This is a genomic window from Desulforamulus profundi (genome assembly GCF_002607855.1).
Map to the genome: position 1 here is coordinate 18402 of NZ_AWQQ01000027.1, position 26298 is coordinate 44699.

30 protein-coding genes, 6 tRNA genes, 1 pseudogene and 1 riboswitch are annotated in these 26298 nt (G+C 47.9%); of the genes and pseudogenes, 14 read left to right on the top strand and 23 right to left on the bottom strand.

Annotated elements, in window-relative coordinates; all coding sequences use genetic code 11:
• Positions 1-10: 10 nt before the first annotated feature.
• Genes P378_RS03905 through P378_RS03925 form a run of 8 tightly spaced genes read left to right on the top strand, consistent with a single transcriptional unit; the run spans position 11 to position 4757 of the window.
• Positions 11-1384, top strand: a complete 1374-nt coding sequence (locus P378_RS03905) for a TadA family conjugal transfer-associated ATPase (RefSeq protein ID WP_099082345.1) — start codon at positions 11-13, stop codon at positions 1382-1384.
• A 38-nt stretch (positions 1385-1422) separates the two neighbouring features.
• Positions 1423-1674, top strand: a complete 252-nt coding sequence (locus P378_RS20865) for a hypothetical protein (RefSeq protein ID WP_238472849.1) — start codon at positions 1423-1425, stop codon at positions 1672-1674.
• Positions 1671-2354: a type II secretion system F family protein gene (locus tag P378_RS03910; protein ID WP_238472850.1), complete on the top strand. Its 684-nt coding sequence runs from the start codon at positions 1671-1673 to the stop codon at positions 2352-2354. The genes P378_RS20865 and P378_RS03910 overlap by 4 nt, the downstream gene beginning before the upstream one ends.
• 38 nt (positions 2355-2392) lie before the next feature.
• On the top strand, positions 2393-2986 hold the full coding sequence (locus tag P378_RS20870; RefSeq protein WP_238472851.1) for a hypothetical protein: 594 nt from the start codon (positions 2393-2395) through the stop codon (positions 2984-2986).
• A gap of 35 nt (positions 2987-3021) precedes the next feature.
• Positions 3022-3318, top strand: a complete 297-nt coding sequence (locus P378_RS20875) for a type II secretion system F family protein (protein WP_238472852.1) — start codon at positions 3022-3024, stop codon at positions 3316-3318.
• Between the two features lie 11 nt (positions 3319-3329).
• Positions 3330-3491, top strand: coding sequence for a DUF192 domain-containing protein (locus P378_RS20880; RefSeq protein WP_238472853.1), 162 nt, complete (start codon positions 3330-3332; stop codon positions 3489-3491).
• The gene (locus tag P378_RS20885) at positions 3488-3688 is read left to right on the top strand and encodes a DUF192 domain-containing protein (RefSeq protein WP_238472854.1); all 201 of its coding nucleotides are present in this window, start codon (positions 3488-3490) and stop codon (positions 3686-3688) included. Before P378_RS20880 ends, P378_RS20885 begins: the two co-directional genes overlap by 4 nt.
• Positions 3681-4757, top strand: coding sequence for a HAMP domain-containing protein (locus P378_RS03925; RefSeq protein ID WP_099082346.1), 1077 nt, complete (start codon positions 3681-3683; stop codon positions 4755-4757). Before P378_RS20885 ends, P378_RS03925 begins: the two co-directional genes overlap by 8 nt.
• 35 nt (positions 4758-4792) lie before the next feature.
• Here the strand turns inward: P378_RS03925 and P378_RS03930 are convergent, their stop codons facing one another.
• The gene (locus tag P378_RS03930) at positions 4793-5950 is read right to left on the bottom strand and encodes an alkaline phosphatase family protein (RefSeq protein ID WP_099082347.1); all 1158 of its coding nucleotides are present in this window, start codon (positions 5948-5950) and stop codon (positions 4793-4795) included.
• A gap of 282 nt (positions 5951-6232) precedes the next feature.
• Between P378_RS03930 and P378_RS03935 the strand changes: the two genes are divergently transcribed.
• A tRNA-Pro gene (locus tag P378_RS03935) sits at positions 6233-6309 on the top strand.
• A 94-nt stretch (positions 6310-6403) separates the two neighbouring features.
• On the opposite strand, the gene P378_RS20025 is transcribed toward P378_RS03935, so the two are convergent.
• The 7 genes and pseudogenes from P378_RS20025 to P378_RS20890 all read right to left on the bottom strand — a co-directional run bounded on the left by P378_RS20025 (position 6404) and on the right by P378_RS20890 (position 13590).
• Complete coding sequence (locus tag P378_RS20025; protein ID WP_207653991.1) at positions 6404-6787, bottom strand: hypothetical protein; 384 nt, start codon at positions 6785-6787, stop codon at positions 6404-6406.
• Positions 6784-7494, bottom strand: coding sequence for a YkvI family membrane protein (locus P378_RS03940; protein ID WP_207653992.1), 711 nt, complete (start codon positions 7492-7494; stop codon positions 6784-6786). Before P378_RS03940 ends, P378_RS20025 begins: the two co-directional genes overlap by 4 nt.
• 357 nt (positions 7495-7851) lie before the next feature.
• Entirely contained in the window at positions 7852-8052 is a 201-nt protein-coding gene (locus P378_RS03945; protein ID WP_180260975.1) for a hypothetical protein, read from the bottom strand.
• Positions 8053-8195: 143 nt separating this feature from the next.
• Positions 8196-8357 carry a hypothetical protein gene (locus P378_RS19375; protein WP_180260976.1) on the bottom strand — a complete coding sequence of 54 codons (162 nt, stop codon included), beginning with the start codon at positions 8355-8357 and terminating at the stop codon, positions 8196-8198.
• A gap of 180 nt (positions 8358-8537) precedes the next feature.
• Positions 8538-9613: pseudogene (locus P378_RS03950) on the bottom strand (branched-chain amino acid aminotransferase).
• A gap of 288 nt (positions 9614-9901) precedes the next feature.
• Entirely contained in the window at positions 9902-13051 is a 3150-nt protein-coding gene (locus P378_RS03955) for a response regulator (protein ID WP_238472855.1), read from the bottom strand.
• Positions 13052-13119: 68 nt separating this feature from the next.
• Positions 13120-13590 (bottom strand): hypothetical protein, encoded by a 471-nt coding sequence (locus tag P378_RS20890; RefSeq protein ID WP_238472856.1) that lies wholly within the window; start codon positions 13588-13590, stop codon positions 13120-13122.
• 295 nt (positions 13591-13885) lie between these two features.
• Here P378_RS20890 and P378_RS03960 point away from each other — a divergent pair.
• The 3 genes from P378_RS03960 to P378_RS03970 all read left to right on the top strand — a co-directional run bounded on the left by P378_RS03960 (position 13886) and on the right by P378_RS03970 (position 14134).
• A tRNA-Glu gene (locus P378_RS03960) sits at positions 13886-13961 on the top strand.
• Positions 13962-13970: 9 nt separating this feature from the next.
• Positions 13971-14056, top strand: a tRNA-Tyr gene (locus tag P378_RS03965).
• Between the two features lie 3 nt (positions 14057-14059).
• Positions 14060-14134 (top strand) — tRNA-Gln (locus P378_RS03970).
• A 97-nt stretch (positions 14135-14231) separates the two neighbouring features.
• On the opposite strand, the gene P378_RS19380 is transcribed toward P378_RS03970, so the two are convergent.
• On the bottom strand, positions 14232-14393 hold the full coding sequence (locus P378_RS19380; RefSeq protein WP_180260977.1) for a hypothetical protein: 162 nt from the start codon (positions 14391-14393) through the stop codon (positions 14232-14234).
• A 337-nt stretch (positions 14394-14730) separates the two neighbouring features.
• On the opposite strand from P378_RS19380, the gene P378_RS03975 reads away from it, so the two are divergent.
• Together P378_RS03975 and P378_RS03980 are read left to right on the top strand one after the other, a co-directional pair.
• Positions 14731-14816, top strand: a tRNA-Leu gene (locus P378_RS03975).
• A gap of 155 nt (positions 14817-14971) precedes the next feature.
• Positions 14972-15057, top strand: a tRNA-Leu gene (locus P378_RS03980).
• A gap of 221 nt (positions 15058-15278) precedes the next feature.
• Here the strand turns inward: P378_RS03980 and P378_RS20895 are convergent.
• The 14 genes from P378_RS20895 to P378_RS22740 all read right to left on the bottom strand — a co-directional run bounded on the left by P378_RS20895 (position 15279) and on the right by P378_RS22740 (position 26287).
• The gene (locus P378_RS20895) at positions 15279-15476 is read right to left on the bottom strand and encodes a hypothetical protein (protein WP_238472857.1); all 198 of its coding nucleotides are present in this window, start codon (positions 15474-15476) and stop codon (positions 15279-15281) included.
• 126 nt (positions 15477-15602) lie between these two features.
• Positions 15603-15818, bottom strand: coding sequence for a hypothetical protein (locus P378_RS03990; RefSeq protein WP_099082349.1), 216 nt, complete (start codon positions 15816-15818; stop codon positions 15603-15605).
• A gap of 377 nt (positions 15819-16195) precedes the next feature.
• Positions 16196-17074, bottom strand: a complete 879-nt coding sequence (locus P378_RS03995; RefSeq protein WP_238472858.1) for an SIR2 family protein — start codon at positions 17072-17074, stop codon at positions 16196-16198.
• Complete coding sequence (locus tag P378_RS20900; RefSeq protein ID WP_238472859.1) at positions 17038-17289, bottom strand: hypothetical protein; 252 nt, start codon at positions 17287-17289, stop codon at positions 17038-17040. Before P378_RS20900 ends, P378_RS03995 begins: the two co-directional genes overlap by 37 nt.
• Before the next feature lie 83 nt (positions 17290-17372).
• Positions 17373-17579 (bottom strand): hypothetical protein, encoded by a 207-nt coding sequence (locus P378_RS04000; protein WP_099082350.1) that lies wholly within the window; start codon positions 17577-17579, stop codon positions 17373-17375.
• Positions 17580-17700: 121 nt separating this feature from the next.
• A complete protein-coding gene (eam, locus tag P378_RS04005) occupies positions 17701-18969 on the bottom strand; it encodes a glutamate 2,3-aminomutase (RefSeq protein WP_099082351.1) in 1269 nt (422 codons plus the stop codon).
• Between the two features lie 7 nt (positions 18970-18976).
• A riboswitch (cyclic di-AMP (ydaO/yuaA leader) is annotated at positions 18977-19113 on the bottom strand.
• A 134-nt stretch (positions 19114-19247) separates the two neighbouring features.
• A complete protein-coding gene (locus P378_RS04010) occupies positions 19248-19655 on the bottom strand; it encodes a TrkA C-terminal domain-containing protein (protein ID WP_238472860.1) in 408 nt (135 codons plus the stop codon).
• Positions 19656-19696: 41 nt separating this feature from the next.
• Complete coding sequence (locus tag P378_RS20905) at positions 19697-19858, bottom strand: hypothetical protein (protein ID WP_238472861.1); 162 nt, start codon at positions 19856-19858, stop codon at positions 19697-19699.
• A gap of 165 nt (positions 19859-20023) precedes the next feature.
• Positions 20024-20956, bottom strand: a complete 933-nt coding sequence (locus tag P378_RS04015) for an aminopeptidase (protein ID WP_099082352.1) — start codon at positions 20954-20956, stop codon at positions 20024-20026.
• Positions 20953-21786, bottom strand: a complete 834-nt coding sequence (locus tag P378_RS04020) for an ABC transporter ATP-binding protein (protein WP_099082353.1) — start codon at positions 21784-21786, stop codon at positions 20953-20955. Before P378_RS04020 ends, P378_RS04015 begins: the two co-directional genes overlap by 4 nt.
• A 21-nt stretch (positions 21787-21807) precedes the next feature.
• Positions 21808-23631: a nickel transporter permease gene (gene nikC, locus P378_RS20910; protein ID WP_099082354.1), complete on the bottom strand. Its 1824-nt coding sequence runs from the start codon at positions 23629-23631 to the stop codon at positions 21808-21810.
• A gap of 2 nt (positions 23632-23633) precedes the next feature.
• Complete coding sequence (locus P378_RS04030; protein WP_099082355.1) at positions 23634-24650, bottom strand: ABC transporter permease; 1017 nt, start codon at positions 24648-24650, stop codon at positions 23634-23636.
• 64 nt (positions 24651-24714) lie between these two features.
• Positions 24715-25107: an ABC transporter substrate-binding protein gene (locus P378_RS22735; RefSeq protein WP_274378635.1), complete on the bottom strand. Its 393-nt coding sequence runs from the start codon at positions 25105-25107 to the stop codon at positions 24715-24717.
• Positions 25052-26287, bottom strand: coding sequence for an ABC transporter substrate-binding protein (locus tag P378_RS22740; protein ID WP_274378636.1), 1236 nt, complete (start codon positions 26285-26287; stop codon positions 25052-25054). Before P378_RS22740 ends, P378_RS22735 begins: the two co-directional genes overlap by 56 nt.
• Between the last annotated feature and the right edge of the window lie 11 nt (positions 26288-26298).

Below are 26298 nucleotides of genomic sequence, written 5' to 3' on the forward strand. Positions count from 1 at the left end.
AGTGATCCAAATGTCGCTGTTACAACGGTTGGAAAAGCAAAAATCACTGCAGCAGGAACAGGCGGAACAGCAGGAACTTTCCCTCACCCGGCGCGACCTGCGCCAGCAGAATCGAGGTCAACTCCAGGAACTGACCTTAAACCTGCACAAAAAGGTAATTTCAAAATTAAACGACACCTCGGAGGATAGTAAAGAAAACCCCGACCTGTTAGCGCAAAAAATTGAAGCTCTGGTTAACGAACTTTTGGATGAAGAAAATGAGAATATTGCCCGTACCCAAAGACAGCTCATTGTGGCGGAAATCATTGATGAAACCATCGGTTTCGGCCCCATCACACCCCTGCTTAACGACCCCAATATATCGGAAGTGATGGTGAACGGGCCGAACCAGGTTTATGTGGAAAGAGATGGCAAGCTGGTTCTTACCGGTGTAAAATTTCGGGATAACGCCCACGTTCTCCATATCATCGAAAAAATTGTCGCCCCCATTGGCCGCCGCATCGATGAAAGTATGCCCATGGTGGATGCCCGTTTGCCGGACGGATCCCGGGTTAATGCCATTATCCCTCCCCTGGCTTTAAACGGACCCACCGTCACCATACGAAAATTTTCCAAGGACCCCTATACCGTTGACGATCTGATCAAATTTGGCACCATTACACCCCAAATGGCACAGTTTTTGGAAGCCTGTGTTAAGTCAAGGCTGAACATTGTGGTCTCCGGCGGTACCGGCAGTGGTAAAACCACCACCTTAAACGTACTCTCCTCCTTCATTCCGGCGGATGAAAGGATTGTCACCATCGAGGACGCAGCGGAACTCCAATTACGGCAGGAACACGTCATTACCCTGGAAAGCCGCCCGCCCAACATTGAAGGCAAAGGCGCCATCACCATTCGGGACCTGGTGCGCAACAGTTTGCGTATGCGGCCCGAGCGGATTGTGGTGGGTGAGGTGCGCAGCGGCGAGGCACTGGACATGCTGCAGGCCATGAACACCGGTCACGACGGTTCCCTGACCACCGGTCACGCCAATGCCCCCAGGGATATGCTGTCCCGCCTGGAAACCATGGTGCTGATGGCCGGCATGGACCTGCCCGTGCGGGCCATCCGGGAACAGATATCCTCTGCCATTGATTTAATTATCCAGCAAAACCGTTTCCGGGACGGTTCCCGAAGAATTACACATATTACGGAAGTGCAGGGCATGGAAGGGGAAGTCATTATTTTACAGGACTTATTCACCTTCCGGCAGACCGGGGTGGACGAAAACGGTAGGATTAAAGGCTCCTTCCAGAGCACCGGCATTCGGCCTAAATTTATTCACAGGCTGGAATCCAGCGGTATTAAACTTCCTGCGGATATTTTCAGTCCTTCTATTTTTTAAACCGGGTAAAACTGCTCAAACATAGGGAGGTGCTTTTGATGTCCCCGGAAAAGATCGCTGTCCTTATATTTATTGCCGGTAATTTAATGGTTTTAGGGCTCCACCAGCTCTTAACCAGGGACAGTTCGGAAATCAGCCGGCGCATGAACAGATTAACGGCCAAAACCTTTCGCCAGCGTTTGGCCCGGAGCGGTGAGGATATTCCCAAAACCACCTGGCGCCGGCTGCTGGAACGTGCGGCCCGTTTTTTGCCAAACGCGGCATCGGCAAACGGATGGAAGGTGAGTTGACCAAAGCGGATATTCCCTTGCGGGGTGAAGAATTTGTTGTGCTGGTGCTGCTGGCCGGCTTAGGCTGCTCCATATTTTTCTTAATGCTCACCTTGAACCTGGCCTTTGGCGTCATTGCAGGAATCTGCGGCTTTATCGTCCCCTTCCTGCTGGTACGCATGACCAGCCAAAAACGGTTGGCCAAATTTAATGCACAAATTGGCGACGCCCTGGTGATTATGTCAAACTCGCTGCGCTCCGGCTTCAGTTTTCTGCAGGCCATGGATATGGTCCGTAAGGAACTGCCCAACCCTATTTCCAAGGAATTTGGCCGCACTTTTAAGGAAATGAACCTGGGGACCCAGGCGGAAGAAGCCCTGCAGAATATGGCCCAGCGGGTAAAAAGCGATGACCTTGATTTGCTGGTTACAGCGGTACTGATTCAGCGGCAGGTGGGCGGCAACCTGGCAGAGGTTCTGGACAATATTGCCGAGACCATCCGGGAGCGGGTGCGCATCAAAGGACAGATCCGCACGTTGACTGCCCAGGGCAGAATATCGGGGTTTGTGATCGGCCTGCTGCCGGTTGGCCTGGCGGCGGTCATGTTTGCGATCAGCCCGGGGTATATTATGACCCTGTTTACCAACCAAATAGGTTTGCTGTTGGTGGCCGCCGCCATTTTTCCGAGATCACCGGAGTGATCTTGATTAAAAAGATTGTTGATATCGAGGTGTAGTACATGGACAGCTGGCTGCATATTTCTCTGAGTTTGGTTTTTTTTGCTGTTTCCTTTGGAACACTGGTCGTCTACAGATTTCTTTTTGGCGAACGTATCCAAATAGCCCAGCGTATCGACCAGGTGGTGGGGTCCCCTGTGCCGGTGCGGGAATTGGAACTGAGCGTCCCCCTTTACCAGCGGGCCATACGGCCCGCCCTGGCCGGCATCGCCAGGCTGCTGGTAAGGTTTATCCCCGCTGCCCGGGAGGCGGAATTGCAGAAAAAAATTATGGCCGCAGGCAGCCCGGGCAACCTCAACGCCAGGGAATGGATGGTCTTAAAGTACCTGGTTGCTGTGGGAATTGGGTTTCTGTTCTGGACCTTTGCCGACGTGGTGGGCAAATCCCTTTCCCAGGCCGTCTTTCTGACCGCTGCGGGAATTCCTCTGGGCTGGTTTGGTCCGGAACTTTTTATTAATTCCAGGATTAAACAGCGGAAAAACCAGGTGGAAAAAGCCCTGCCCGATGCGCTGGATTTATTGACGGTAAGTGTAGAGGCAGGCCTGGGCTTTGACGGGGCACTGATGAAAGTGGCCGAAAAACCAAAGGGGTTTTAGGCGATGAGTTTGTCATCATGCTGCAGGAGTGTCATATGGGAAAGCCCCGCCGGGAAGCCCTGCGGGACATGGCCGACCGGGTCGCAGTGGACGACCTGTCCAGTTTCTGTGGCTCCGTTATTTTGGCGGATACACTGGGGATCAGCATTGGCAACGTTTTACGCACCCAGTCCCAGCAAATGCGCCAAAAGCGCCGTCAAAGAAGCGAAGAAATGGCCATGAAAGCTCCCATCAAAATGCTGTTTCCTATGGTATTCTTCATTTTTCCGGCCATATTCGTCATTTTGCTGGGTCCGGCGGTACTGCAAATTATGAAGGCCTTTGCCAGCTAAGGAGTATGCTTATGCAAGTGATTAACCGCTCCAAAGACAGGGTTGTGGCAAAGACCGTTCATGTGGCAGATACCTTCCGGTCCAGGTTAAAGGGGTTGTTGGGCCGTAAAGACTTTCCTCCCGGCGAAGGCTGGTTCTGCATCCCTGCTCATCGGTTCATACCTGTTTCATGAAGTTTCCCATTGATGTGGTTTTTCTGGACCGGCAAGGAAGAGTTGTTTATCTGCAGGAAAATTTAATCCCCTGGCGTTTTACTCCCATTGTACGTAAAGCAGCTACGGTGGTGGAATTACCTCCTGGAAGTATTGAGGCCGGTTGTATCAAATCAGGTGATACACTGATATTGGTCGGAGGTGTTTCAAATGTTTAAACATACAACTTCCCGAAAATCCAAACGAATTGGCAAATTCTCCCTGGGTTTTAAACTGAGCCTGGGCATCACCCTGTTAATCATGTTTTTAATGATCTGTGTCGGAATCAATTCCTATGCCCGTAACCGCGCCATCATGATGGAAGAAGCCCAAAGCCGCGGTTGGCTCACGGCCAGAACTGTCAGCGCCTTTGCGGCTGATTACCTGCGGGGAAACAATACCGTCCTTTTAAGCAACATCATGGATCACCTGGAACGGGATCCCTTTGTCAAAAGGGTGGCCGTCATGGATTTAACCGGGAAAATCGTCATGTCTTCGGACCAAAGCTTACTGAATCAAAAACTGGACCGATCCGAGATAAAAGAAGCCATGGTGCAAAACAAAGATACCCTTAAATACATGTCAGACATTAAGGGCCGGCCCCTGGCCATGGAATTTATTTCTCCCGTCGCTCCCCGGGGTGAATCACCCGTAGGTTACTTCTGGATGGAGACGGATTTACGTTATATCAGCGCCCACCTGATTGATACGGCTTATAACCAACTGTACACTTCCCTGCTGGCCATCCTGGCGGGTCTCATCGTCAGCCGATTGATCATCCTTAGGGTGGTGCAACGACCCGTCAAAGAACTGGTGAAAGCCACCGACCGTGTTTCCACCGGCGACTTTTCGGGGGAGGTCCAGGTGCTTAACCAGGATGAACTGGGCAGGCTCGCCACCGCCTTCAATACCATGACCGGGCACCTGGGAGTTTTATTTCAGTCCATTCGTTCTTCGGTGGATGATATTAATCATACAGCCCAGGTGATTATCAATCGCTCAGAACAATCGGATATAGCTGCGAAAAAATTTGTCAAGTCCTTAAACAGCCCGCAGGCTTCTCCGGCAGAACTGCAGAAAATACCCCAACCGGATCATCCTTGTGTGGTGGGTTCAGATAAACTGGCGGAAACAACCATGAGCCAGCAGGAATGCCTCAGGGAAATCCGCAATGCCTCCAAAAAACTGATGCGGTATATTGACCGGTTAAACAACATTTCTTTACAGTTTAAAATTAACGAAAAATAAGATGTGGTGTGCGAATTACACCACATCTTATTTTATTAAAACATTAAAAATCTCTTGCGCAGTATTTTGTAAAGGACGATATAGCCCAGTCCCAAAAGACCAAACAAAACAATGGCCGTCATATGATACAAGCTGATCCTGTTTTTCAGGCCGTCTATCTTTTGATCCCTCACTCCAATTTGCCTTTGGATATCTTCCTTTTCCCTGGCCACAATTTCCTGCTGCTGTTTAACCCGCAGTTTTTCCTCTTGCAGCCGACTCATTTCTTCCAGCAGGTGCGCATTGGCCAGACTGAGATCCTTTATTCTTTCGTTCATCAAGTACTCACTGGACTGACCGGCAATCTCTTTAAAGGAATTCCATAATACCAGGCCATCAGTTCTTTCCAGCTTTATGCCGTTCAGGTAGCCAATCGTAGGAGCAACATCGCAGATACTGACCGGGGGAAGCTGCGTACTCTCTTTAAAGGGCAGCCCCTTCATAATTAAAGGCGGTGACCCTAATGTCCCAGTAATGATAATCATGCTGTTCTCGTAGCTGTTCTCATCATGTAGTTTCTTTAACAGCCGCCCAATCTGGCTGTCGGTTTTTGTCACCGCCATCTTATACTCATTGCTGTTGACCCCGTGTTTGTCAAGAACACTGCGAAGTTCAGGCAACACGACGATGTTTAAGTAGGACTGACTCTGGGACCACTCGTTTAAGAGATTGGTTACAACCAGTTCATCCTTTCCATTAAAGGGACCGGTACAGTTGTGTCCTCCCTGGGCTATTAACTTCTTCAATTCACCATCAGCGCCAAAAAATGCTGTATTGATCTTCCTCTTCTCCATTAAATCCTGGATGGTTTGACCCTCCAGTTTGTCTCCCACCTGGACAAATTTATGTTGTTCAGGCAGCATACCGGTTAAGATGGAAGCCACGGTGGCCTGGGTGCTGTCCGGAAATACCGAAATGACTTTGGTGGTTCTGACCCCGGCATTGGCAATCCCATTTATATTGGGAGCGGAAGTCTTTTGCAGGGTCTCTGCCTGGAGACCGTCAGCAATAATTATAAAAACTTTACTGGTGACTTTAGGCACATCCTCTTTGTCTGGTGGGTTATTTGATTGCGGTTCCGCCATGGCCAGGGATGAAAAAGTAAACCATATCAGCAACACCATGAATAAGCTTAAAACCTTATAACGGTACATAACCTAAAACCCCCTCCGGGCTGGCATTTTAATAAATATATATAGGGGATTTGTCCAAGTTATGACCAATATTTTCCTATATTTCTTAACAAGTTTTACTTTTTCCAAATTATAGTGAATAAGTTTTATTTTATTTGTCAAAAATACTAATACTCCGCTTTGGTGAGTTCTATCTCTCCCCGTCCAGCAACGTAGCTGGACTGTTTTTTTGTTTTCCGGCGGTTTTTAACTATTGCCAACAACCAGCAAATTTGCTACAATAGCAGTTGTCAGTTAAACCATCGGGGTGTAGCGCAGCTTGGTAGCGCACCTGCCTTGGGAGCAGGGGGTCGCACGTTCGAATCGTGTCACCCCGACCAATGTTTTATAAAAATCTTAAGGGTTTAGAGCGTTTTGCTCTAAACCCTTTTGTTTTTGTTGCTTCCCCTGCATGACCGGCTTCATTATTTGGTTTTACTTCTTTGGTTTAAAGGCCGGTTGGGCAATGACACGCTCTTTGGCATAGCCGTAAAGCAGTCCGCCGAGCATCAGCAGGCCGGCATAACCTACAGCGGGATAGAGTACCCGGACCAGAGTGGAAAAGCCCAGCTGCCCGGCGCCAAAGGCGACCACGCTGGTCCCTATCACGACCCATTTAAACATAGGCTTTCCCTGATCGGTAATTCTTTCGGCAAAACCAAATAAACTTCCAACTGCGGTGGTATAGATTTCGGCCAACAGTATGATACTGTAGCCTGCCATGATTGCAGGCGAATACTGAGCAGCAATTGCTACCATGGGAACTTCATATTGGGAAACACCCGGTATATTGGCCAGCAGGGTCAGATTTATGATCAAGCACCGATTCCTAACCCAATTCCCCCGTATAAAGCTCCTTTCTGCAGTGTTTTTGGATCGTTCACGTGCCGGCCTAAGGGTGCCAAAACCGCGACTCCCAATACCAGGTTGTAGGATACATAGATGATGGCCGAAAAGACCCAGAAAGGAACCGGTGCCCGGTTGGCCTGGGCCCACTGGTTCACGGCGTCAAAATTAATGGGCGACGTGACTAGGGTGGCGATGGCAATGGCCAAAACAGATACCAGCATCACCGGCACCACATAACTGATGGCGGTAATGACTCCCGATAAGCCAAGCAGCACGGTAAATCCGGTGGCAATCACCAAAAGCAGGCTGCCCAGTAAGTGAGACAAGCCAAATTGTTCTTGAAAAATTGCACCGGCCCCGGCGGCCATGGCTGTTAAAGCACCAAATAAGAAGAATGTAATGATGCCGTCGACGATACCGCCGACCCATCGCCCCCCGGCATATCGAATAACCTGCTCGTGCGAATCAGCGCCTAACCTGCGACCCAAATCCAAGATAATCAGTCCGAAAAAGACAAATAATATCGTGGATAGGATCAAACCAAGGATGCCGGTTGTTCCAAAAAAACTGAAAAACTGGAGAACTTCTTGACCCGAGGCAAACCCCGCTCCCACCACAGTTCCGATGTAGGCCGCCGCTACCTTAAAGGTGGAAATGTTTTGTGTGTTCGTTTTCATGAAGATAGTGTAATCCAGGTTGGTCCTTTTTATCCGGCATCCCAGTAAGATCGATAAAATTTTAAAGCCCTGACAGCCATGCCAGGGCGGACTGGTTTTATATGGCATTCTGCCGGGCCGGTTTCAATGGGCTAAAACAAGGGAACCTAAGCCGGCAGCGATAACAACAAGCTTAAAAAAGAACCCTACAACAGGTAAGTTTGTCAGTACTGCGAGGAGGGAAAGACCCAATAACGCCCCAGCCCCCCTCTCGTTTCTCTATATAAATAACGCAGAAAGCATCTTTTTCTTCCCGATAGTTTCTGTTTTTACGGTGTTTTAACGAAAAAAATAACACACCGGACCCTGGCCCGGTGTTTACTTGATAAACTGTAAATCCTTAAGACTTTTATACTTTCTTTTTTCACTTTTGGTTACGTTTTTCTGCTCTTCATAGAGCTGCATGAATGCTTTGATTTCGTCCTCGGTAATCTTTTTATTAAGCTGGAGATAGTTCAAAAAACACATGAGCATGTCCTCATTTTCACTTAGCAGTTCATGAAGCTTAAAAATGGTCATGACCCCCAATCTATGTCATAGAATATTCAATGTCTTTTTTAAGACATATTCTACATTTCACAAGCGTTTTCCTGCTAAGGGAAAATAAAAAGATAATTTAATATTGAAAATGCTGAACTTTCTAACAAGCGCAAGTGGTTTGGCTACTCTTTATCCTCTATTGTATTGACGGATGAGTAATCTTGACACTGCCTGATGATGCTAATGACTTCGTCTTCTGTTAGTCTTCCAGTATCTATGAGGTATTGCAAAAAAGCCAAAAATTTATCTCTGTCCTTGGAGAGTTGCTCTAACAATGCTTTCATTACAAATACCTCCCACCCGGTTTACAATTATACTTTTTATTTTCTACTATATTAATAAAACTCCTTCCTCCTACCCATTTAATTTTTTAAAAAATTTTGAAATATTTAACATTTGTTTGCAAACAAAATAATCCTGGCGAAAGTTTTATGAGGAGGCAACAGCCTCCTCTGTGATAAAATTTACAAATGTCCAATTTCCCGAACCCAACCAAAGGGGTCTTCTTCTTTACCATATTGAATATTAATTAATTTGTCATAAAGTTTCTGAGTAACAGAACCAACCACATTATTGTTGATGGTGTATTCTTTTTCTTTAAAGAACAGTGAGCCTACCGGTGAGATAACCGCTGCGGTGCCGGAGCCAAAGGCTTCTGTAATCTCGCCACCGGCAATGCTTCAATCACTTCGTCAATGCTGATGGCCCTTTCTTCCGTTTCCAAACCAAGGTGTTTTGCCAGTTCAAGAACGGAAGCCCGGGTAATGCCAGGCAAAATAGAACCGGTCAGTTCCGGAGTTACCAGTTTATTGCCGTAAACAAAGAATATGTTCATAGCTCCGACTTCTTCAACATATTTTCGTTCCCGGGCGTCCAGCCACAGTACCTGTGAGAAGCCCTTCTGCTGAGCCCGGTAACCTGCCATCAAGCTGGCAGCATAATTGCCACCGGTCTTAATATCCCCTACGCCGCATACGGCTGCTCTTACAAAAACGTCTTCAACGTAAAGCCTTACAGGATTGAAGCCGCCCTTATAATAAGCACCTACCGGACTTAAAATAATGTAAAACAAGTACTGAGATGAGGGGTGAACACCCAGGAAGGGCTCTGTGGCAATCATGGTTGGCCGAATGTATATGGATGTACCTGGGGCCCGGGGAATCCATCTTTTTTCTGTCACAACCAGTTCCGCAATGGCCTGGAGCATATCTTCTTCCGGAATGGTTGGCATCACCAAACGTTCTGCGGACCGGTTCATTCTCTTTACATTCTGTTCCGGCCTGAACAGCAGGATCCGGCCATCTTCTGCTGCGTAAGCTTTCATGCCTTCAAAGATTTCCTGTGAATAGTGAAATACGCAGGCGGACGGGTCCAGACTGAAGTTCTTATATTTTTCAATTCTGGACTCAACCCAAGCATTTTCTTCAAACCGCATGGTAAACATGCGATCTGTAAAAATCCGGCCAAAGCCCAGTTGAGAAGCGTCTTGATACAGAGGTTTGAGTTCCTGTTCCTGCAATTGTTCTACCGTTATCTTCATATTCTCACTCCCTGTCCTATTCAGCCGATGGACTATTTTTATTAGAGTATTCGCCTATTATGTCCATTATCCTGTCGGAGTGGACTAAATATAATTTTTACATAGTCAACGATAGCCCCGGTAAAATGAACCGGGGCTAAAGAAGAATTTCTAAATACTGCCTACGTCATTCACCGGCCGTTTAAAGTTCTTCCTCCAACACTTCGGTGTATAACTCTCGAAGTTGGCTGACCAAGCTTCTGATTTGTTCCGGGTCCTCCTGCATGGCCGCCCTCTCAATGTCAGCGCCTATGGCAGAGAATTCAGGAAAACCGTAGCACCGCCGGAACCCTTCAGACCATGACCGATGTACCGTACCGTTACAAAATCATTCATTTTGGCAGCGTTTTTCAGCTTTTCAATTTCTTCAGCCAGATCCTGCAAGTACCAGGGGACCAGTGATTCCACTCCTTTATCCCTGTTGCGATTCTTTTTAGTTGTGCCGACAGGGGGTAAAACATGTTGTTTAATGGTTTTTACCAGCATATCCCGCTTCACCGGTTTAGTGATATACCCGTTGCATCCGGCTTCTATACATTTTTCGAGATCCCCTTTCATGGCATGGGCCGTTAAAGCCACAATGGGCAACGTTTTATATTTCTCGATAACCCGGATTCGCCTGGTGGCTTCATAGCCGTCCATGACAGGCATTTGCATATCCATCAAAATGATGTCAAACCGTTCCTGTTCAAGGATTTCCAGGGCCTGTAGCCCATTTTCAACCAGGGTAACCTGATATTCATCGGACAACAGTTGAACAATCAGGCGTTGGTTAAAAACATTGTCCTCTACTAACAGAATATGAATGCACCTTTGTTCCTGCTGCTCTACACTATTTCTGGCAACGCCATGTTTAACAAGGTGACCCAATTCTTCCAACAAGATATCCGAGCGCACGAAACTTTTGCTTAAGATCCGCTCATACTTGTCATTTAATTTTTGATAATCTTGTTGTGTTAAGTCCTTTCCTGTATTGATCAACACAGGGATATGCTTACATTCAGGTTCCATGCGCAGTCTGTCGAGAAACTCAAAGCCATCCATTTTAGGCATCATGAGGTCCAAAATAATAGCATGGGTTTCTCCACCGGAAAAAATATAGTTTAAAGCTTCCTCCGCCTCCAAAAACTGATGGGTTTGATAGCCGGCGCCATCCACGACCGTCCTCAAAAACTCCAGAGCGGATTTTTCATCATCAACCAGCACAATATGAGTGTCATTGGTCTTCTGTGACATGGTCAGCTTGTTCAGCCTCCCGATAAGAATTTTTTCTGAAACCGGCTTCTGAATGAAATCTACCGCTCCCAGTGAAAAGGCCCTTTCCTTCTCCGGCAGCACCGTGCAAACCACAATGGGAATATCCTGGGTTTGTTCATGCTTTTTAATTTTCTCAAGGACTTCCCAACCGCTCAAGTCCGGCAGCAGGATATCCAAAATGACCACATCCGGACGGTATATTTTCGCCATCGTTAAAGCCTGTTTGCCCTGGTCAGTGGCGATCACTGCATATCCTGCTTTTTCCAGATAGTTAGCGATTAATCGTTTGGTCGTCCAATCATCCTCCACAACCAAAACAACGCCAAAACCTGAATGTATCTGCTCTTTGGCAGGATCAGGACTGATTCCTTCTACCATGGAAATCGGAATCGTAAAGGAAAATTTCGATCCCCGGTTTACTTCACTTTCGACATTGATCTCACCGCCCATCAGCTGAGCAAGATTTTTACTGATGGTGAGGCCCAGGCCGGTTCCACCATATTTTCTGGTGGTTGAACCGTCCGCCTGCGTGAAGGCCTGGAAGATCACATCAAGTTTTTCCTTAGGAATACCAATGCCGGTATCCTCCACAGTAAATTTTAACTTCATTTCACTGTTATTCTGAACCACCGGTTCACCGCTTACCACAACTCCAACATGACCCTGGTGGGTGAACTTTGCGGCATTGGAAAGTAAATTTGTCAGTATTTGACGAATCCTCGTCGGATCGCCCCTGAAATCATCGTGCAGATCCTGCTCTATATCGATCTTTATTTCAACATTACGTTCCGCCAGTCTGGGTTCTACCATACTCACTGCTTTGTGGATAAGGTTACGCAGGCTAAAAATGGTTTCTTCCAATACCAGCTTGCCGGATTCAATCTTGGAAAGATCCAGGATATCGTTAATCAGTTCCATCAATTGTTCGCCACATTGCTGGATCACTTTAACGCTTTCTTCCTGCTGAGGTGTCAGATTTTGCTGCAGTAATACCTCCGCAAAACCAAGTATTCCGTTCATGGGAGTTCTGATTTCATGACTCATATTGGCTAAGAACTCCGATTTGGCCTTGCTGGCCGCTTCCGCAATTTGCCGGGCCTGCTCGGCCTGTCTTTTGGCTTCCGCCACTTCCGTAACATCCACCACCATCAGTAAAATGCCGTCATAAATTTTATCGCGGTAAACGTGTTGGATGCTCATAATCACATCCATATCGCCTAAACGACGGGTGATGGTGCTCCGGGGTTGGTGGGGCTGGGTGCGATAATTACGAACCAATTCACGGATTTTTTCCAGCGCTTCTCCGCTATGCAGATCCCACAGTTTTTTGCCGATTAATTCTTCCCGGGTCTTGCCCAGCAGTGCCGTCCATTGTTCATTGACTTCGGTAATCACATCATTGGCATCCGCTAAAGCAATGGATGCATTCATCACAGAAACGATGGCCCGCAGTTTGGCAGCTTCCCGTTCGGTTTCTTCCCGGGCCTGCTGCAATTTTAACTGGGTGATTTTATGGTTGGTAATATCCCTGGCCGCCACATAAAAGCCGATGATTTTTCCCCCGGGAAGGCGAATGGGGTTGGCAATAATATAAAGGATATAGCCGATTTGGCTTAATTCTCCCTTCCAGGAATCCCCGCGGATAAGAGACATCAGCACCTTCTCTCCGCCATGATAAACGTCTTCGATCCTCTGGCCCAATATTTCCATTTGGCTGCGTCCAAACAACTCCAGAGCAGCAAAGTTGGCATAAATTAACTGGGCGCTTTCATCGAAGATGGTAACACACTCGATGGAGCTGTTATTGGCATGCATGTGCAAGCGCAGGTTTTGTTCCATGACGTTGCGCTCGGTGATGTCCACAAAAACTTGCACCCCACCGGCGTATTTGCCACTGATATCATGGAGAAAAGAACCGCTGGTAAGGATACGCCGCCGCCCCCGCCTGGTATTGATCTCGACCTCCATGTCTTTGTAACATACGCCGGATGTCATGGCGTGATGGAGGTGGCATTTTTCTTTCTTACACTCGCAGCCCATCAAGTGGGAGCAACTCATTCCCAAAACATCTTCCTGGTTTACCCCGAAGTAGGCAGCGGCTGCCGCATTAATTTCCGTGATTTCCATGTTGGAATTAACCACAAAAACACACTCGGTCATGCTTTCAAAGATGGTGCGTAGTTTATTTTTTTCGTTGGTTAGACTACGATTTACAGTCTGTAATTCAAGAAGTCTGGACTCCGGTCCTTCTCCGACCCATTCGCTGCAAAACCCCATTTCAAAACGATCAAAAAAGTATTCATGGCCTTTTTGGCTTCGGTTTTTTCGGCGGGGACAAGATCGCTTTCGTTGATGACATCCAGATAGGCCCGGCGATAATACTTGAACATTCCCAAAAACATTTTTATGGTGATTCCCCTGGCCCGGTGAGTCCTTGCGCTTTTTATACCGAATTGGGTGACGGGGTCGTCCCCGACATTTTCATCTATATCAATCACATCATTGATATAATGATTCAGATAGTAGGACAAGCTGTGAATAATTTCATGTACGGAGAGCCGCCAGTCCTCATGACGGGTAGAATTATACTTGGTAAAGCCGCCGGCTTTAGCGTAATCGATGAGTTTTTCAATAATTTTGTCTTCATTTCGGGTGAGTATTTCCACGACCTTTTCTCTCACGCCGCTACCCCCTACAAACCATAATAAGCTTAAATTTTGACATTATTTTTACTTTCCCTTTATTCTTTTATTGGAAAATAAAATTTCGATGCCGCTTCCTTTACTATAAGGATCGTATCAGAGATCTATTGTTTTTGGTTAACTAAAGGCTTACAAAAAGATTAATTTTTTGGAAGAGACTTAATCTCTACTGTGAAAAAAATAGTTCACTTTGTATAAATTTCCTAACATAAATACTTGCTACCGGCAAAATGTTTTGTTATAATAAACTTCGTCGCCGGCAAAATAGGATTTTGGCCCCTTGGTCAAGCGGCCTAAGACACCGCCCTTTCACGGCGGTAACACGGGTTCGAATCCCGTAGGGGTCACCAATTTCATATGGAGGGATTCCCGAGCGGCCAAAGGGAGCAGACTGTAAATCTGCCGTCAGACGACTTCGAAGGTTCGAATCCTTCTCCCTCCACCATATTGGGGCGTCGCCAAGCGGTAAGGCACCGGTCTTTGGAATCGGCATTCGTTGGTTCGAATCCAGCCGCCCCAGCCAGCAAGAAAGGTGAGAATATATCTCACCTTTCTTCTTTTTTTAGATCATCCATCGTTATTCCTTATAAATCTCAACTCTAACCTCTCACTTCTCACCTCTAAGTTGAAGGTCGGTTCATGCCGCTCAGTTTTTGTTTTTTCTTTCTGTCATTAGCTCTGCCCACATCCCATGTTTCATGGTATCCTCCGGTTCTTCCAACCGGGGCGGATTCGCCCGTAGTACCCGGGTTTTTAATCATGCCTTTAACTTTTTTACGCATTTTTTCTGGCCTCCTGATTCAGTCTCACCACTAGTGTCTCCTTAATTTCTCAATTTTATTTTAGTGAAAATCTTTTATCGGAATTTAACGGGATTGTCAGGCAGCTACCAGTATGATTCGCCAAAATGTGACATAATAAAAGTACTTGAAAGCTACGCTCTTTCCCGGTAAAAAAAATTGTGCCGGGCTTTTTTTTGCTATCAAAGTATAAAAGATCGTATAACAAAATGTAAAAGAAATGTTAGTTTAAATTATTAAGAATTAACACTTGCGCTGGATAATAATCTTTGCTATAATCACTATTGCACTGATTCAATCGGTGTTTCCAGTAAAATATGCGGCAGTGGCGGAATTGGCAGACGCGTAAGATTCAGGTTCTTATGCCCGTCAGGTGTGGGGGTTCAAGTCCCTTCTGCCGCACCAAAACAAACCCTGGTTATCACCCGGGGTTTTTGCTTTTATGCCTTCTTGTAATAATAAATGTTACTGTTTCATTAAATTAACTCTTGCATGTCCCGATTTAGTGAGGTATAATAACATTTGTCGGTGGGGCAATTGCACTGATTCAAGTTGAATATGCGGCAGTGGCGGAATTGGCAGACGCGTAAGATTCAGGTTCTTATGCCCGTTAGGTGTGGGGGTTCAAGTCCCTTCTGCCGCACCAAAATTGACACCTGGTTGTGAAACCAGGTGTTTTTTATTATTGGAAAAAATAATGCGGTAACCCGGATGACCGGTTACCACTGTATCTTTACATATCCACCTGTCTTTGCCCTGAGCGAATTTTAGAGTTAATGACTTCAACCAGAAACATGGTTGAAAAGATATGGTACAGCTCACCGGCAACCCCTTCAACAGAGCCCTGCCGGTTATTCAGTTGGCCTTTCAGGCAATTTCAAAGCCATACCGTTCTTCCATCAAACGGATAAACTCCTTGATAATTCTTTCTCTGATCTCACTGTTGCTGATTTCAATCCAACCATCCTCAGGCTTGACCTGCATACCGGTGATTTGCCCCACCAACATTAAAAAATCACTGCGAAATGCATGAAAGGTAGGTTTTTCAACATTACCTATCTTCACCTTAATCCCCCCTGCTGTTAAACTCTACATTCTATTATAGGGTTTCATTTAATACTATTTCAAGGCTGTCCCATCCGGCAGAGCAGTTTTTAAGAAAATTAAAAAACCCGGCTCTTTGGCCGGGGATTACAGTTTGTTAATTTCAGGGCACTTCATTTTCAAAAGATTATAGGAAAAGGGAGCAAAATATCTCTCTTGATTGCTGCAGCTTTTGTTCTCGCAGACGAGGGCCGGTATGGATTCCGCGTGACAGACGTTAACGTCTTCCTGCACATCCACATTAACCAACCTCTCAACCAGAATCTCGCCGCAAACCGGGCAGTTTTTAATAAATTGTGTCATGTAACGGTATCCCTCCTAAAAAAATTTTGTCGGTAACCGTATCTAAACTAACTGAATAGTCAGTTAGTTTAAGATGTGTATATTCTGTTATGAATTAATTATACTCCTATTAGAGGGATTTGCGCAATATTAATATGTCACATTTATTATTTATTATATACTAATGCGTTCCTCCGCCATAAAACAGCTCCCAGGAATAATTCCAGGGAGCTGTCTGGAAAGGCAACCCCATACCTTTCCCCGGGTGTCGGTTTTTCCAGTGGTTTTGTTGACACCTTTGCCCGTTAACTTTTCCGCGCATCCCACAAGCGACGGGTGGGTATTTGTTTTAGTATATTCCAAACAAATTCACGGTATCCCCGGCGGGTTGCTCATTTCTATCGTTCCAGCGTACTTGTAAATTCGGCGATATCATGATGAAAGGCCAGGTGATCCACTCGAAAGATGCTTTTATGTTTTGTCAGCAGGGCCTGTCGTGCGTAACCCTCGGCGGCATCTACAATGGTTACTTTTTTAAGGGATTTGTTATCGACCATGGCCTTGCGAAACATCCAATTGGACCTAAAATCGGTGGTGGGAAAGGAATAACCGATAACAATGATTTCCGAGGCCCGCTGCAATGCCTGCCGCGCCTGCTGCCACAACTCCGGTATAAAGGGAATGGATTGATAGTTCTTCATCAGGGTGGGCGGAATAATAACCCTACTTAACCTTTGACAGCAGTGTTCGGTGGTACACTGAATCATGTTGGCCATACCGTTGATGATCACACTGTGTCCCCTGGCGTCACTGTGTTCATAGGCATAGAGTTGACCACACTGCGGGCAGTAAAGCCAGTTCAAAGAACCATGGAGTTTTAAAAGTTTTACATTAGAGCCACCGGCTGCCGTTGCTGCTGTTTCCTGAACCCTTTGAAGATCTTCCGTGGCAGGCATCCCCGCAAGAGGATCACAGGAAATGCCATAGCCGTCCTTGATATGCCATTGGATACCGTCCCGCTGCAAATGGTGCAGGGCATAATCCATCAGCAATTCATAATTAAATGAAATGACGGTATCTCCGGCTCCCAGGGATTGAGCAATGCGCCGGTGATGCGGGCAGGGCTCGCCGTAAAGGATTTTATCGAAGGTAAGGGCCATCAACAAAAGATACTCTTCATAGGCTTGCCGTAAGCGGTCCCTTCCCGGTATGTCCTCTTCCATTTCAATGTTGAGCAGGGTTAGGACTTCTTCCATATCCAGGTCTGACCGGTGCACCTGTTCCCGGGGGATCCCCAGAGTTTTTCAATAAATTCAAAGATATGATGAAACTGCAGGTTTTCATCTCCAAAATGCCGGTCTTTAATACGATGAATGTTGATGACACGCATCGCCTTTTGAAAAAAGTTTTTCGCCACCGGGCTGGTTTCTCCGAGATAAGAGCCCGTATAGGCGGCCCCTGCACCTGCTCCCAAGACATATACTTTCGTCACTGGATACCTCCCCAATACTTATCCATCCACTTTAGTATGGTACCGGGGCAAAAAAATTAACCCGGGGTTGGGTTGATCCGGGTCTAAGAAGCTAAAAACCTGACCAGTTGAGCGGCAAAAAAGAACCCGCTCATTGCGCAGAACCCGAGCGCAGCCCTCCTGACCACGGGTGAGTCTTCATGTTCTAACCAGTCCAGCACTTCTTCCACAACAGAGCCTTCCTGGGCCTCTCTGGACATATCCTTGGTTACGGCAGGAAAAGTTAAATTAATTTCCGCACTCTTTATCATATCAAAACCCCCCGAACATTTGTTTTTGTTACACTGATTTTATAACCAAACACATGTTCTTGTCAATAAAAAAATGAAAATCCTACCAAAAAAGTTGGCAGGATTTTGCGGGTCTTGTATTTTAATGTTTGCCCCTCACGTTGTACGGTATGATTCTTTTTTCCCAGGTCCGCAAGGTTACATGGTCGTTTTTGTTTTCTATAATATATTGCGGAAGAACCGGCGTCTTTCCATAGCCGTTGGGTGCGTTAATAATATAGGTGGGAACAGCCAGCCCGGAGGTATATCCCCGTAATTGGTCCATAATGGAGATTCCTTCATCGATGCCGGTGATAAAATGCCTGGTTCCTTTGACGGCTTTGGCGTGAAAAATGTAGTAGGGTCGCACGCGAATCTGGAGCAGGCTTTGGTTAAGTCGTTTCATAACGTCCGGGTGGTTGTTGATGTTCTTCAACAGCACCGTCTGGTTCCCCAACACAACCCCGGCCTTTACCAGCATGTCGCAGGCCTTTTTAACCTCCGGCGTAATCTCCAGAGGATGGTTGAACTGGGAGTTTATATAAACGGGCGGGTGTTTTTCCAAAATGGCACAGAGTTCAGGGGTGATTCTTTGCGGCATGGTAACAGGGGTACGGGTTCCGATGCGTTTAATTTCAACGTGGGGGATATTGTCCAGCTCGGTTAACAACCAGTCAATTTGCTGGTCCGATAAAAGCAAAGCATCCCCACCGGTGATTAACACATCTCTGATTTCTTCATTTTCCCTGACGTACTGAAGGGCAGCTTCCAGGATCTTGCGTGGTTTATGAACATCGATTTCTCCGATGTTGCGGCGGCGTTGGCAATGGCGGCAGTACATAGCGCACTGGTTGGTGACGTTGATAATTAAACGGTCGGGGTAGCGCCTGGTGATTCCCGGCGCAGGAGAGGTAAATTCTTCTCCCATCGGGTCTTCCAAGCCGCAGCGGTCTTTAATTTCCTCTGCACTTGGGACGGCCTGCAGCCAGATTGGTCCCCTGGGCCCGCCCACCATGGCCAGTGCCATGTAATAAGGGGATACTGCCCAGCGGTATTGCCGGCCCACCCGCTCAATGGCCTCAATTTCTGCCTGGTTCAAATCAACCAACTGACTTAATACCCTGGCGTCCCTGATGCGGTTTGCCATTTGCCAGTGCCAGTCATTCCACTGCTCTTCACCGGCCTGAAAGAAATTCATCACCTTATCCCTGGCCTGGTTATATTCCTCTTGCACCTCAAAGCCGTTTGGGATGTTGGCTTTGTTGCTTAAATAACCAGTGATACGGGACTTCAGCTCCCTTGCCCTTTTCAGGGCAATCAATCTTTTTTCCTGCCCTAAACGTACTTCTTCATGCCGTAGGTGAACAGACATGAGTATCCCTCCCTTTCTTTATAGCTTACGAAGTTAGCTGACGGGTTCGGGTCGAAAGGTTAAAACCCTACCTGTGCGATGCACAGAATTCACCCCAAAATCGGTTCCTCCGTTCCCATTTTATGGATTAAGCTAATATTTCCCAGACAATGCCAAAAAAATTATAAGTTGCCACTATCATTATATCATAAGGTGGCTTGTCCGGCAACAAGTAAAAGGATACCCTAAAACTTATACTTTCTGATATAGCAAAAAAGCGCTGCAGTGCAGCGCCTTTTTTATACTCTGACCAATCCTTCCCTGGCAGCGGGATCCAACCGTCCGTAAATGGTTAAAATATCGCCATCTTGAATCCGGCTGTCCGGGGCCGGGTCGAAAATATCTTCCTGCCCCTTCCGCTGGATGGCCAGCACCTTCCTGTTGTGCAGCTTGCTCTCGGCCAGGGTTTGTCCCACCAGAGGAGAATCGGGCAATACCTTCCATTCTTCAATTCTATACAGCTTGGCTTCCAGGTGGATGGTATGTTCCATTAATTCTTCCATCAACCTGGAAATTTCGTGATTTAGCTGGTCTCTTTCCTTTACTAATTGATGTAGTCTTTCATGAATACCCGCCAGCACCCTCCGCTGATCAAAGTCATCCAAATACTTGCGGGCAACCTCTGAGGACTTTACCACCACTCCCACGCCGGGAGCCACCTCAACAATGCCGACTTCCTGCAGCAGCGTTAAAGCACGTCGAATGGTTTCCGGAGAAACATTATATTTCCCTGCCAGGTTGAACGGCCAAAGACTTTCTGACCTTCCTGGTATTCACCCCGTACAATTCGATCCGCCAGGTCCGCGGCAATGGTTATATATCTTGCTAAATGCACCTCGGTGTTTGGCAAAACAAAACCCCTCCAGAAAAGATAAATCTAAATATGTATTATAACCTTGAAATAAAAAATAAAAAAGATATTAAATAACATTTTGCAATAATTTCAATTAATGAATTTGTAAAAAGGCAAAACCGTGACGCCGGGATTTATTTCGCAGCATCACGGTTTAAACAATCATAAGGATTCTTCAATAAGCTCTCTAACATTCATAAACGGAATCTCAATTTTCGGTTCCATGTGCAGCAACGGTCTTCTTACCACAAAATCCAGGTGACAGCCGCATTTATTAATACCCAGGCCATAGCTGTCTCCAAGGGCAAAATGGACTGTGCCGGCAGCCTTCTCATCCACCGAAATGTTGCCCACCATTGTGGTAATAGCCGGGTTTAACCCGATGGCAAACTCCCCGATGGTCTTGATGGCCTCCGGGAACCCCTGAATGTATTCCCTGAATTCCTTGGAACAGTCTATTAGTTTCCCCCCGCTAAACTCCAGTCTTACAGGTTTGGACGGAATCCAGGAGCGGGTAACGGTACCGTCCACCACGATAACCCCGTTAAAAGTCTCCTCCACGGGGCAGGTATAGATTTCACCGTCGGGCATTTGAGAGATGCTGCCGTTTTTACTGAGCCCGCCGGCATCCAGCCACCGCCTTCCTTCCGTTGAGAAACTGATATTCGTACCCTGTTCGGAAGTAATTTTAAATCTTCTGGCCCGGTGCATTTTTTTCCTGAGCTCGGCAATGTCTGCCGCCAGTTTGGGGTAATCTGTATCCCCCCAGAAATCATCTTGCAGGTACTCCTCTGCCCAGTCAAAGAGTGAGAGCGTTTTGTAGCCCCTGTCCCAGAAGTAGTTGCGTAATTGCTTGCAAATACTGTACCCATCCTTGGCAGGATGATAAAGTTCTATGACGTGGCTGTAATTGCCGTTGATCATTTCCAATACTGAAACGTCCCTGGTTGCGTCCAGCATTTGTACCGGAAAGGGCAAAATCTGTGCTATTTTTTCAGCAATATCTCTGTTGAATTGATAGGCCACCAGAACACCGGTGACCGGTTCCCGACCGGTTGACAGGGCGTCGATCAGGTTTTGTTTTACTTTGTTCATCTTCCTAATGATTTACCTCCGTGCAGGCCACAATTTGTTTCCCTCTTGATTCTGGGTACAGCGTCAATGAGAGCCCTGGTATAAGGATGCCGGGGATCATGAAGAACATTTTCCACGGGTCCCATTTCAACGATTTTTCCCAGGTACATCACAGCCACCCGGTGACACAGGTAGTTCACCACAGATAAGTTATGAGAAATGAAGATATAGGTCAAACCCAGGTCAGCCTGCAACTCCGACAGTAAATTCAACACCTGGGCCTGTACCGAAACATCCAGCGCCGATGTGGGCTCATCCAGGATCAACAGCTCCGGGTCGGTGGTAAGTGCCCTGGCCAGGGAAATACGCTGCCTCTGACCCCCGCTGAAGGCATGGGGATACCTGTCCAGATGCTGGGCCGACAGCCCTACCTTCTCCAGAAGATACAGGGCTTTGTCCCTCATCTCGCCCTTTGTCCAACGCCCCAGGACAGCCATTGGCTCGGTAAGGATCTGTTCCACCTTCATGCGGGGATTTAACGAAGAATAGGGGTCCTGGAAAATCATCTGCATGCGTGAACGCAAAGGCCTCAGTTGTTTTTCAGGCAGGCAGGTAATATCCGTTCCCCCCAGAATAATGCGTCCTTCGGTGGGGTCCTCCAGTTTGGTAATTAGATTGGCCAAAGTGCTTTTGCCGCAGCCTGACTCCCCTACCAACCCCAGGGTTTCCCCCTTAACCAGTTTCAGGTCAATCCCGTCAACGGCTTTGATGATCTTTTCTTGCCGCCCCCAGAAATCTTCTTTGACTGTAAAATGCTTCTTCAGATTATAAAGTTCGAGAATATATTCCATCTGTGCATCCTCCAACTGAACTCAGGTCCAGCACGCTACCTTGTGATTGCCGTTAACACATACCAATTGCGGTTTTTGTGCAAGGCAAATATCTTTTTTTACTGAACACCTGTCATTAAACCGGCATCCCGAAATTCGGGCAAAAACATCCGGCACTGAACCCGGTATGGATGCCAGTTTCTTACGGTAACCCGGTGTAAGCTCAGGCACCGTCTCTAACAGCGCCCTGGTGTAGGGGTGACGGGGAGACAGCAGGGTCTCATTAACATCCCCTATTTCCACAATTTCCCCGGCATACATCACAGCCACCCGGGCGCAGATTTGGGCCACCACCCCCAGGTCATGGGTGATCAGTAAAACAGAGGCGCCTGCCTGCATGGTAGCCTCCTTGATTAACCGGAGAACCTGGGCCTGGATGGTTACGTCCAGCGCGGTTGTGGGTTCGTCCGCTATTAAAAGGCCGGGCCCGCAGGACAAGGCCCCGGCAATCATGACCCGCTGGCGCATTCCACCGCTCAGTTGATGGGGGTAGCTGGCAAAGGTCCTCGCCGGGTCGGGAATTTGTACCCTGCCCAGCATATCCAGGGCATGTTCTTTGGCCTCCCTTTTGGAGATGTTATTATGGGCAAGAATGACATCCATGATCTGCTTGCCGATGGTGAAAGCCGGGTTTAAGCTGGTCATTGGTTCCTGAAAAATCATGGAGATGTCTTTGCCCCGTATCTTCCTCATTTCCTGCGGCGTTTTGTCAATGAGGTTTTGCTCCTTGAAGCAGATACTCCCGCCGGATATGCCCCCTTTACCGCCGGGCAGCAGTTGCAATATGGAAAGGGCGGTCACGGATTTTCCCGACCCGGATTCGCCCACCAGACCCAGCACCTCGCCGGGTTTAATATCGAATGATACACCGTGCAGGACCCGGGCCGTCTTTCTGCCCGTGGGCAAATCCACAGTTAAATTTTTAACAGATAGAAGTGCAGTCATTTTGATCGCTCCCGGCTTATTTTTTGATCTGGGATCCAGGATATCCCTGACACCGTCTCCCAGAAGGTTAAATCCCATTACCGTAATGAAAATGGACAGGCCGGGAAATGTTGCATACCACCATTGGTCCAGGATATATGTGCGGGCCGTGTTGATCATGGCCCCCCACTCGGGGGCCGGAGGCTGCGCGCCGAGCCCGATGAAACTCAGTGAAGCCGCAATGAGGATGGCTTCTCCGATCCCCAGGGTTACCTGTATTAAGACGGGGGAGGTGCAGTTCGGAAGAATATGCTTACAAATAACCCAACCGGTGGAAGAGCCAAAGGAGCGGGCAGCCTTAACATATTGTTTTTCCTTTAAGGAAAGGACTTGACCTCTGACCAGCCGCACGTAGACCGGAATCTTCACCAGCGAAACAGCCAGCATGGCATTAAACAGACTTGGTCCCAGGGCAGCCGCCAGGGCCATGGCCAGTACCAGGGAGGGAAAGGAAAGAATAACATCCATGATCCCCATGGCAATTTGGTCGGTCCTGCCGCCGATGTATCCCACCGTACTGCCAAGGGCTGTCCCCACCAGCGCGGCCACCAGCACAATGGATATGCCGACCCCCAGCGAGTACCTGCTGCCGTAAATAATACGGCTGAAGATGTCCCTGCCCATCTCATCGGTGCCAAAAAAATGGCCAGCGCCGGGGGCTTTGAGTTTTTCGGTCATATTAATGGCAACCGGATCATGGGTGGCCAGAACCGGGGCGAGAATTGCAACCGCTGCCATCAGAAAGACAATACAGCATCCTACCAACGTTAACGGGTTTTTCATGAGAACATACCGGTAAAACTCCAACTTGCCTGACGGCATGCTTACCCCACCTCCCGTATCTGTGGATCCAGTAATTTATACAGGAGATCAACCAGCAAGTTTATCATTACATAGCAAAAGGCAACCACCAGGGTAAAGCCCATAATGGCCGGAAAGTCCAGAAAACTTACCGAGTCCACTACATACTTGCCCATACCCGGCCAGGCAAAAATTGTTTCCGTGATAATGGCGCCGCCCAGCAGTTCGCCAAAAATCAGACCGGCCACCGTTACCGTGGGGAGCAAGGCGTTCTTCAAGGCATACTGGTAGATGATTTTGTACCTTGGAATACCGTTGGCCTTGGCAGTGCGAATATAGTCCTGTTCTAAAACCTCCACCATGCTGGCCCGCACCTGCCGGGCAATAATGGCCAGTTGAATGTAGGCCAGGCAGCAGGCGGGCAGCATGATGTGGTGCAGGGCGTTGAAAAACACCGTGAAATCCCTGGCCAGCAGGCTGTCCAGCAAATACATGCCGGTGACCGCAGGGGGCGGGGTAAGAAAAACGTCAATCCTGCCCGCTGCCGGAAATAGTTGCAGGTGTTTATAAAAAAGCAGCAGCACCATCAGACCGGACCAAAATAATGGGGTTGAAACCCCCAGCAGGGCCACCAATCTGCTCAGGTGATCGGCTATTTTGTCTCGTTTGACAGCAGCCAGAACCCCCAGGGGAATACCCATCAGCAGGGTAATGATCATGCTTACCAGCGTCAGCTCCAGAGTGGCGGGAAAAAAAGTTTTCAATTCCTTGACAACCGGCTGCTGGGTTCTGATGGAAAGGCCCAGATCTCCCTGGGATAAATTTTTCATGTACTGCAGGTACTGGACGTATACCGGCCGGTCCAATCCCATCTCGGCCCGCATCCGGTTCAGGGTTTCCTCGCTGGCCCGCTGACCGATTAACATCCTGGCAGGGTCACCGGGTATCATATGCGAGATGATGAAAGTAAAAAGAGTTACGCCAAACAGCACAAACAGGAGACGGGGTATCCTTTTAAATAAATACTGTAGTAAAAACATATGATTTAACTCCCATAGGGATTTTGCGGGGCCACCGGAGCGGCTCCCGCAAACCCTTTTATTGTTACTTCTTCATACCCTCGAAGTTATACATGCTTTCCAGCATGGGGTTGTACACATAGCCTTCAATGTTTTTGCGCATGGGTAACAGAGTATTGTTTTGGAATAACAGTATATAGGGAGCTTCTTCCATCACGATGTCCTGGGCCTGCCGGTACAGCTCGGTGCGTTTCTTCTGGTCGCTGATGCGGGCCGCTTCCCTTAGGAGTTGGTCAACTTGATCATTTTTATAGAAGGCCCGGTTGCCGGCCAAGCCGTGGTTGTTGGAGTCAAACCAGTAATTCATAAACATGTGCGGGTCAGCATAGTCGGGACTCCAAACACCAAGGCAGATATCAAAATCAGCGCGGTCCACCTTGTCTCTCAGCGTTGCCCAGGCAAGTTTTTCCAACTCCACCTTGACCCCTATCTTGGAGAGGTTGTCCTGAATGGTCAGGGCCTCCTGCTCCCACCAGCTTATAGTCGGAGTACAGCAGCTTTAAGGTAAAGCCCTGGGGATAGCCTGCCTCTGCCAGAAGCTGTTTGGCCTTGTCCAAATCCAACTTATACTGCTTTACGTTGGGATCGTGACCCCATAACCCCTGGGGAATCGGCCCTTTAACCTGGGTGGCGTTTCCCTGCATCACACCCTTGATCATTCCGTCATAGTCAACCGCATAGTTGAGAGCCTGGCGGACTTTACTGTTATCAAGGGGCTTTTTCTTGTTGTTAAGATAGACATAGTTCACCAGCAGGCTGGGGTTTTCCAGAATTTTAATATCCTGGTTGCCCTCCAACGGTTCCAACTGGTCCACCGGGATTCCCTCAGCAATGTCAATATCACCGTTTTCCAACTGCAGCCGCTGGGCGGACGGGTCTTTGACAATCTTCGTCAGAATGGTTTTGAGGGCCGGTTGACCTCCCCAGTAATTGTCCACTGCCGCCAGCTTCAGGTGTTGTTCCCGGTTCCACTCAACCAATTGATAGGGTCCGCTGCCCATGGTGTGTTCCCCCAGCCAGCCGGAAGCCATGTCCCCGTCCTTTTCGTGCTCAATTACCTTGGGGTTGATAATGCTGCCGGCGTTGGTAGCCAGTGTGTAAAGGAACGGCGGAAAGGCCTCTTTAAGCGTGAATTTTACAGTGTTGTCATCCACCACATCAACCGAGGCCAGTGTGGGAAAATAATCAGCCGGGCCTTTCGCCATTTTCAGCACCCTGTCAAAGGAGAACTTTACGGCCTGGGCATTTAAGGGTGAACCATCGTGGAACTTGATGTCTTTCCGCAGTGTAAAGGTCCACTCTTTGCCGTCCGGCGACACCTGCCATGACTCGGCCGCCATGGGTTCCACTTCCGTACTTCCCTTGCCGTTTTCGGTTTTGTATTTCACAAGCCTGTCATAACAGGGGTAGGTGATTTTCCATGAAGCGTTGTCCATCGAGACAGCCGGGTCAAGGGTGGCCAGGTCCATGGCCATCCCGATAATCAGGGTGTCGGAGGGAGATTTAGAGACATTCTGCTTTTTTTCTTCCCCTCCGCCGCCGCAGCCGCTGACCAGCAAAGCGAGCAGCGCCAGCAATACCGGTAATAACCTTTTCATCTTCTTTCCTC

Excerpts from the sequence above, each read along its gene's own strand:
- P378_RS03905 (WP_099082345.1), top strand. The coding sequence starts at position 11 with ATGTCGCTGTTACAACGGTTGGAAAAGCAAAAATCACTGCAGCAGGAA.
- P378_RS20865 (WP_238472849.1), top strand. The coding sequence starts at position 1,423 with ATGTCCCCGGAAAAGATCGCTGTCCTTATATTTATTGCCGGTAATTTA.
- P378_RS20870 (WP_238472851.1), top strand. The coding sequence starts at position 2,393 with ATGGACAGCTGGCTGCATATTTCTCTGAGTTTGGTTTTTTTTGCTGTT.
- P378_RS20875 (WP_238472852.1), top strand. The coding sequence starts at position 3,022 with ATGGGAAAGCCCCGCCGGGAAGCCCTGCGGGACATGGCCGACCGGGTC.
- P378_RS20880 (WP_238472853.1), top strand. The coding sequence starts at position 3,330 with ATGCAAGTGATTAACCGCTCCAAAGACAGGGTTGTGGCAAAGACCGTT.
- P378_RS20885 (WP_238472854.1), top strand. The coding sequence starts at position 3,488 with ATGAAGTTTCCCATTGATGTGGTTTTTCTGGACCGGCAAGGAAGAGTT.
- P378_RS03925 (WP_099082346.1), top strand. The coding sequence starts at position 3,681 with ATGTTTAAACATACAACTTCCCGAAAATCCAAACGAATTGGCAAATTC.
- P378_RS03930 (WP_099082347.1), bottom strand. The coding sequence starts at position 5,950 with ATGTACCGTTATAAGGTTTTAAGCTTATTCATGGTGTTGCTGATATGG.
- P378_RS03940 (WP_207653992.1), bottom strand. The coding sequence starts at position 7,494 with ATGAAAACGAACACACAAAACATTTCCACCTTTAAGGTAGCGGCGGCC.
- P378_RS03945 (WP_180260975.1), bottom strand. The coding sequence starts at position 8,052 with ATGACCATTTTTAAGCTTCATGAACTGCTAAGTGAAAATGAGGACATG.
- P378_RS19375 (WP_180260976.1), bottom strand. The coding sequence starts at position 8,357 with ATGAAAGCATTGTTAGAGCAACTCTCCAAGGACAGAGATAAATTTTTG.
- P378_RS19380 (WP_180260977.1), bottom strand. The coding sequence starts at position 14,393 with ATGCGTAAAAAAGTTAAAGGCATGATTAAAAACCCGGGTACTACGGGC.
- P378_RS03990 (WP_099082349.1), bottom strand. The coding sequence starts at position 15,818 with ATGACACAATTTATTAAAAACTGCCCGGTTTGCGGCGAGATTCTGGTT.
- P378_RS04000 (WP_099082350.1), bottom strand. The coding sequence starts at position 17,579 with ATGATAAAGAGTGCGGAAATTAATTTAACTTTTCCTGCCGTAACCAAG.
- eam (WP_099082351.1), bottom strand. The coding sequence starts at position 18,969 with ATGTCTGTTCACCTACGGCATGAAGAAGTACGTTTAGGGCAGGAAAAA.
- P378_RS04015 (WP_099082352.1), bottom strand. The coding sequence starts at position 20,956 with ATGAACAAAGTAAAACAAAACCTGATCGACGCCCTGTCAACCGGTCGG.
- P378_RS04020 (WP_099082353.1), bottom strand. The coding sequence starts at position 21,786 with ATGGAATATATTCTCGAACTTTATAATCTGAAGAAGCATTTTACAGTC.
- nikC (WP_099082354.1), bottom strand. The coding sequence starts at position 23,631 with ATGCCGTCAGGCAAGTTGGAGTTTTACCGGTATGTTCTCATGAAAAAC.
- P378_RS04030 (WP_099082355.1), bottom strand. The coding sequence starts at position 24,650 with ATGTTTTTACTACAGTATTTATTTAAAAGGATACCCCGTCTCCTGTTT.
- P378_RS22740 (WP_274378636.1), bottom strand. The coding sequence starts at position 26,287 with ATGAAAAGGTTATTACCGGTATTGCTGGCGCTGCTCGCTTTGCTGGTC.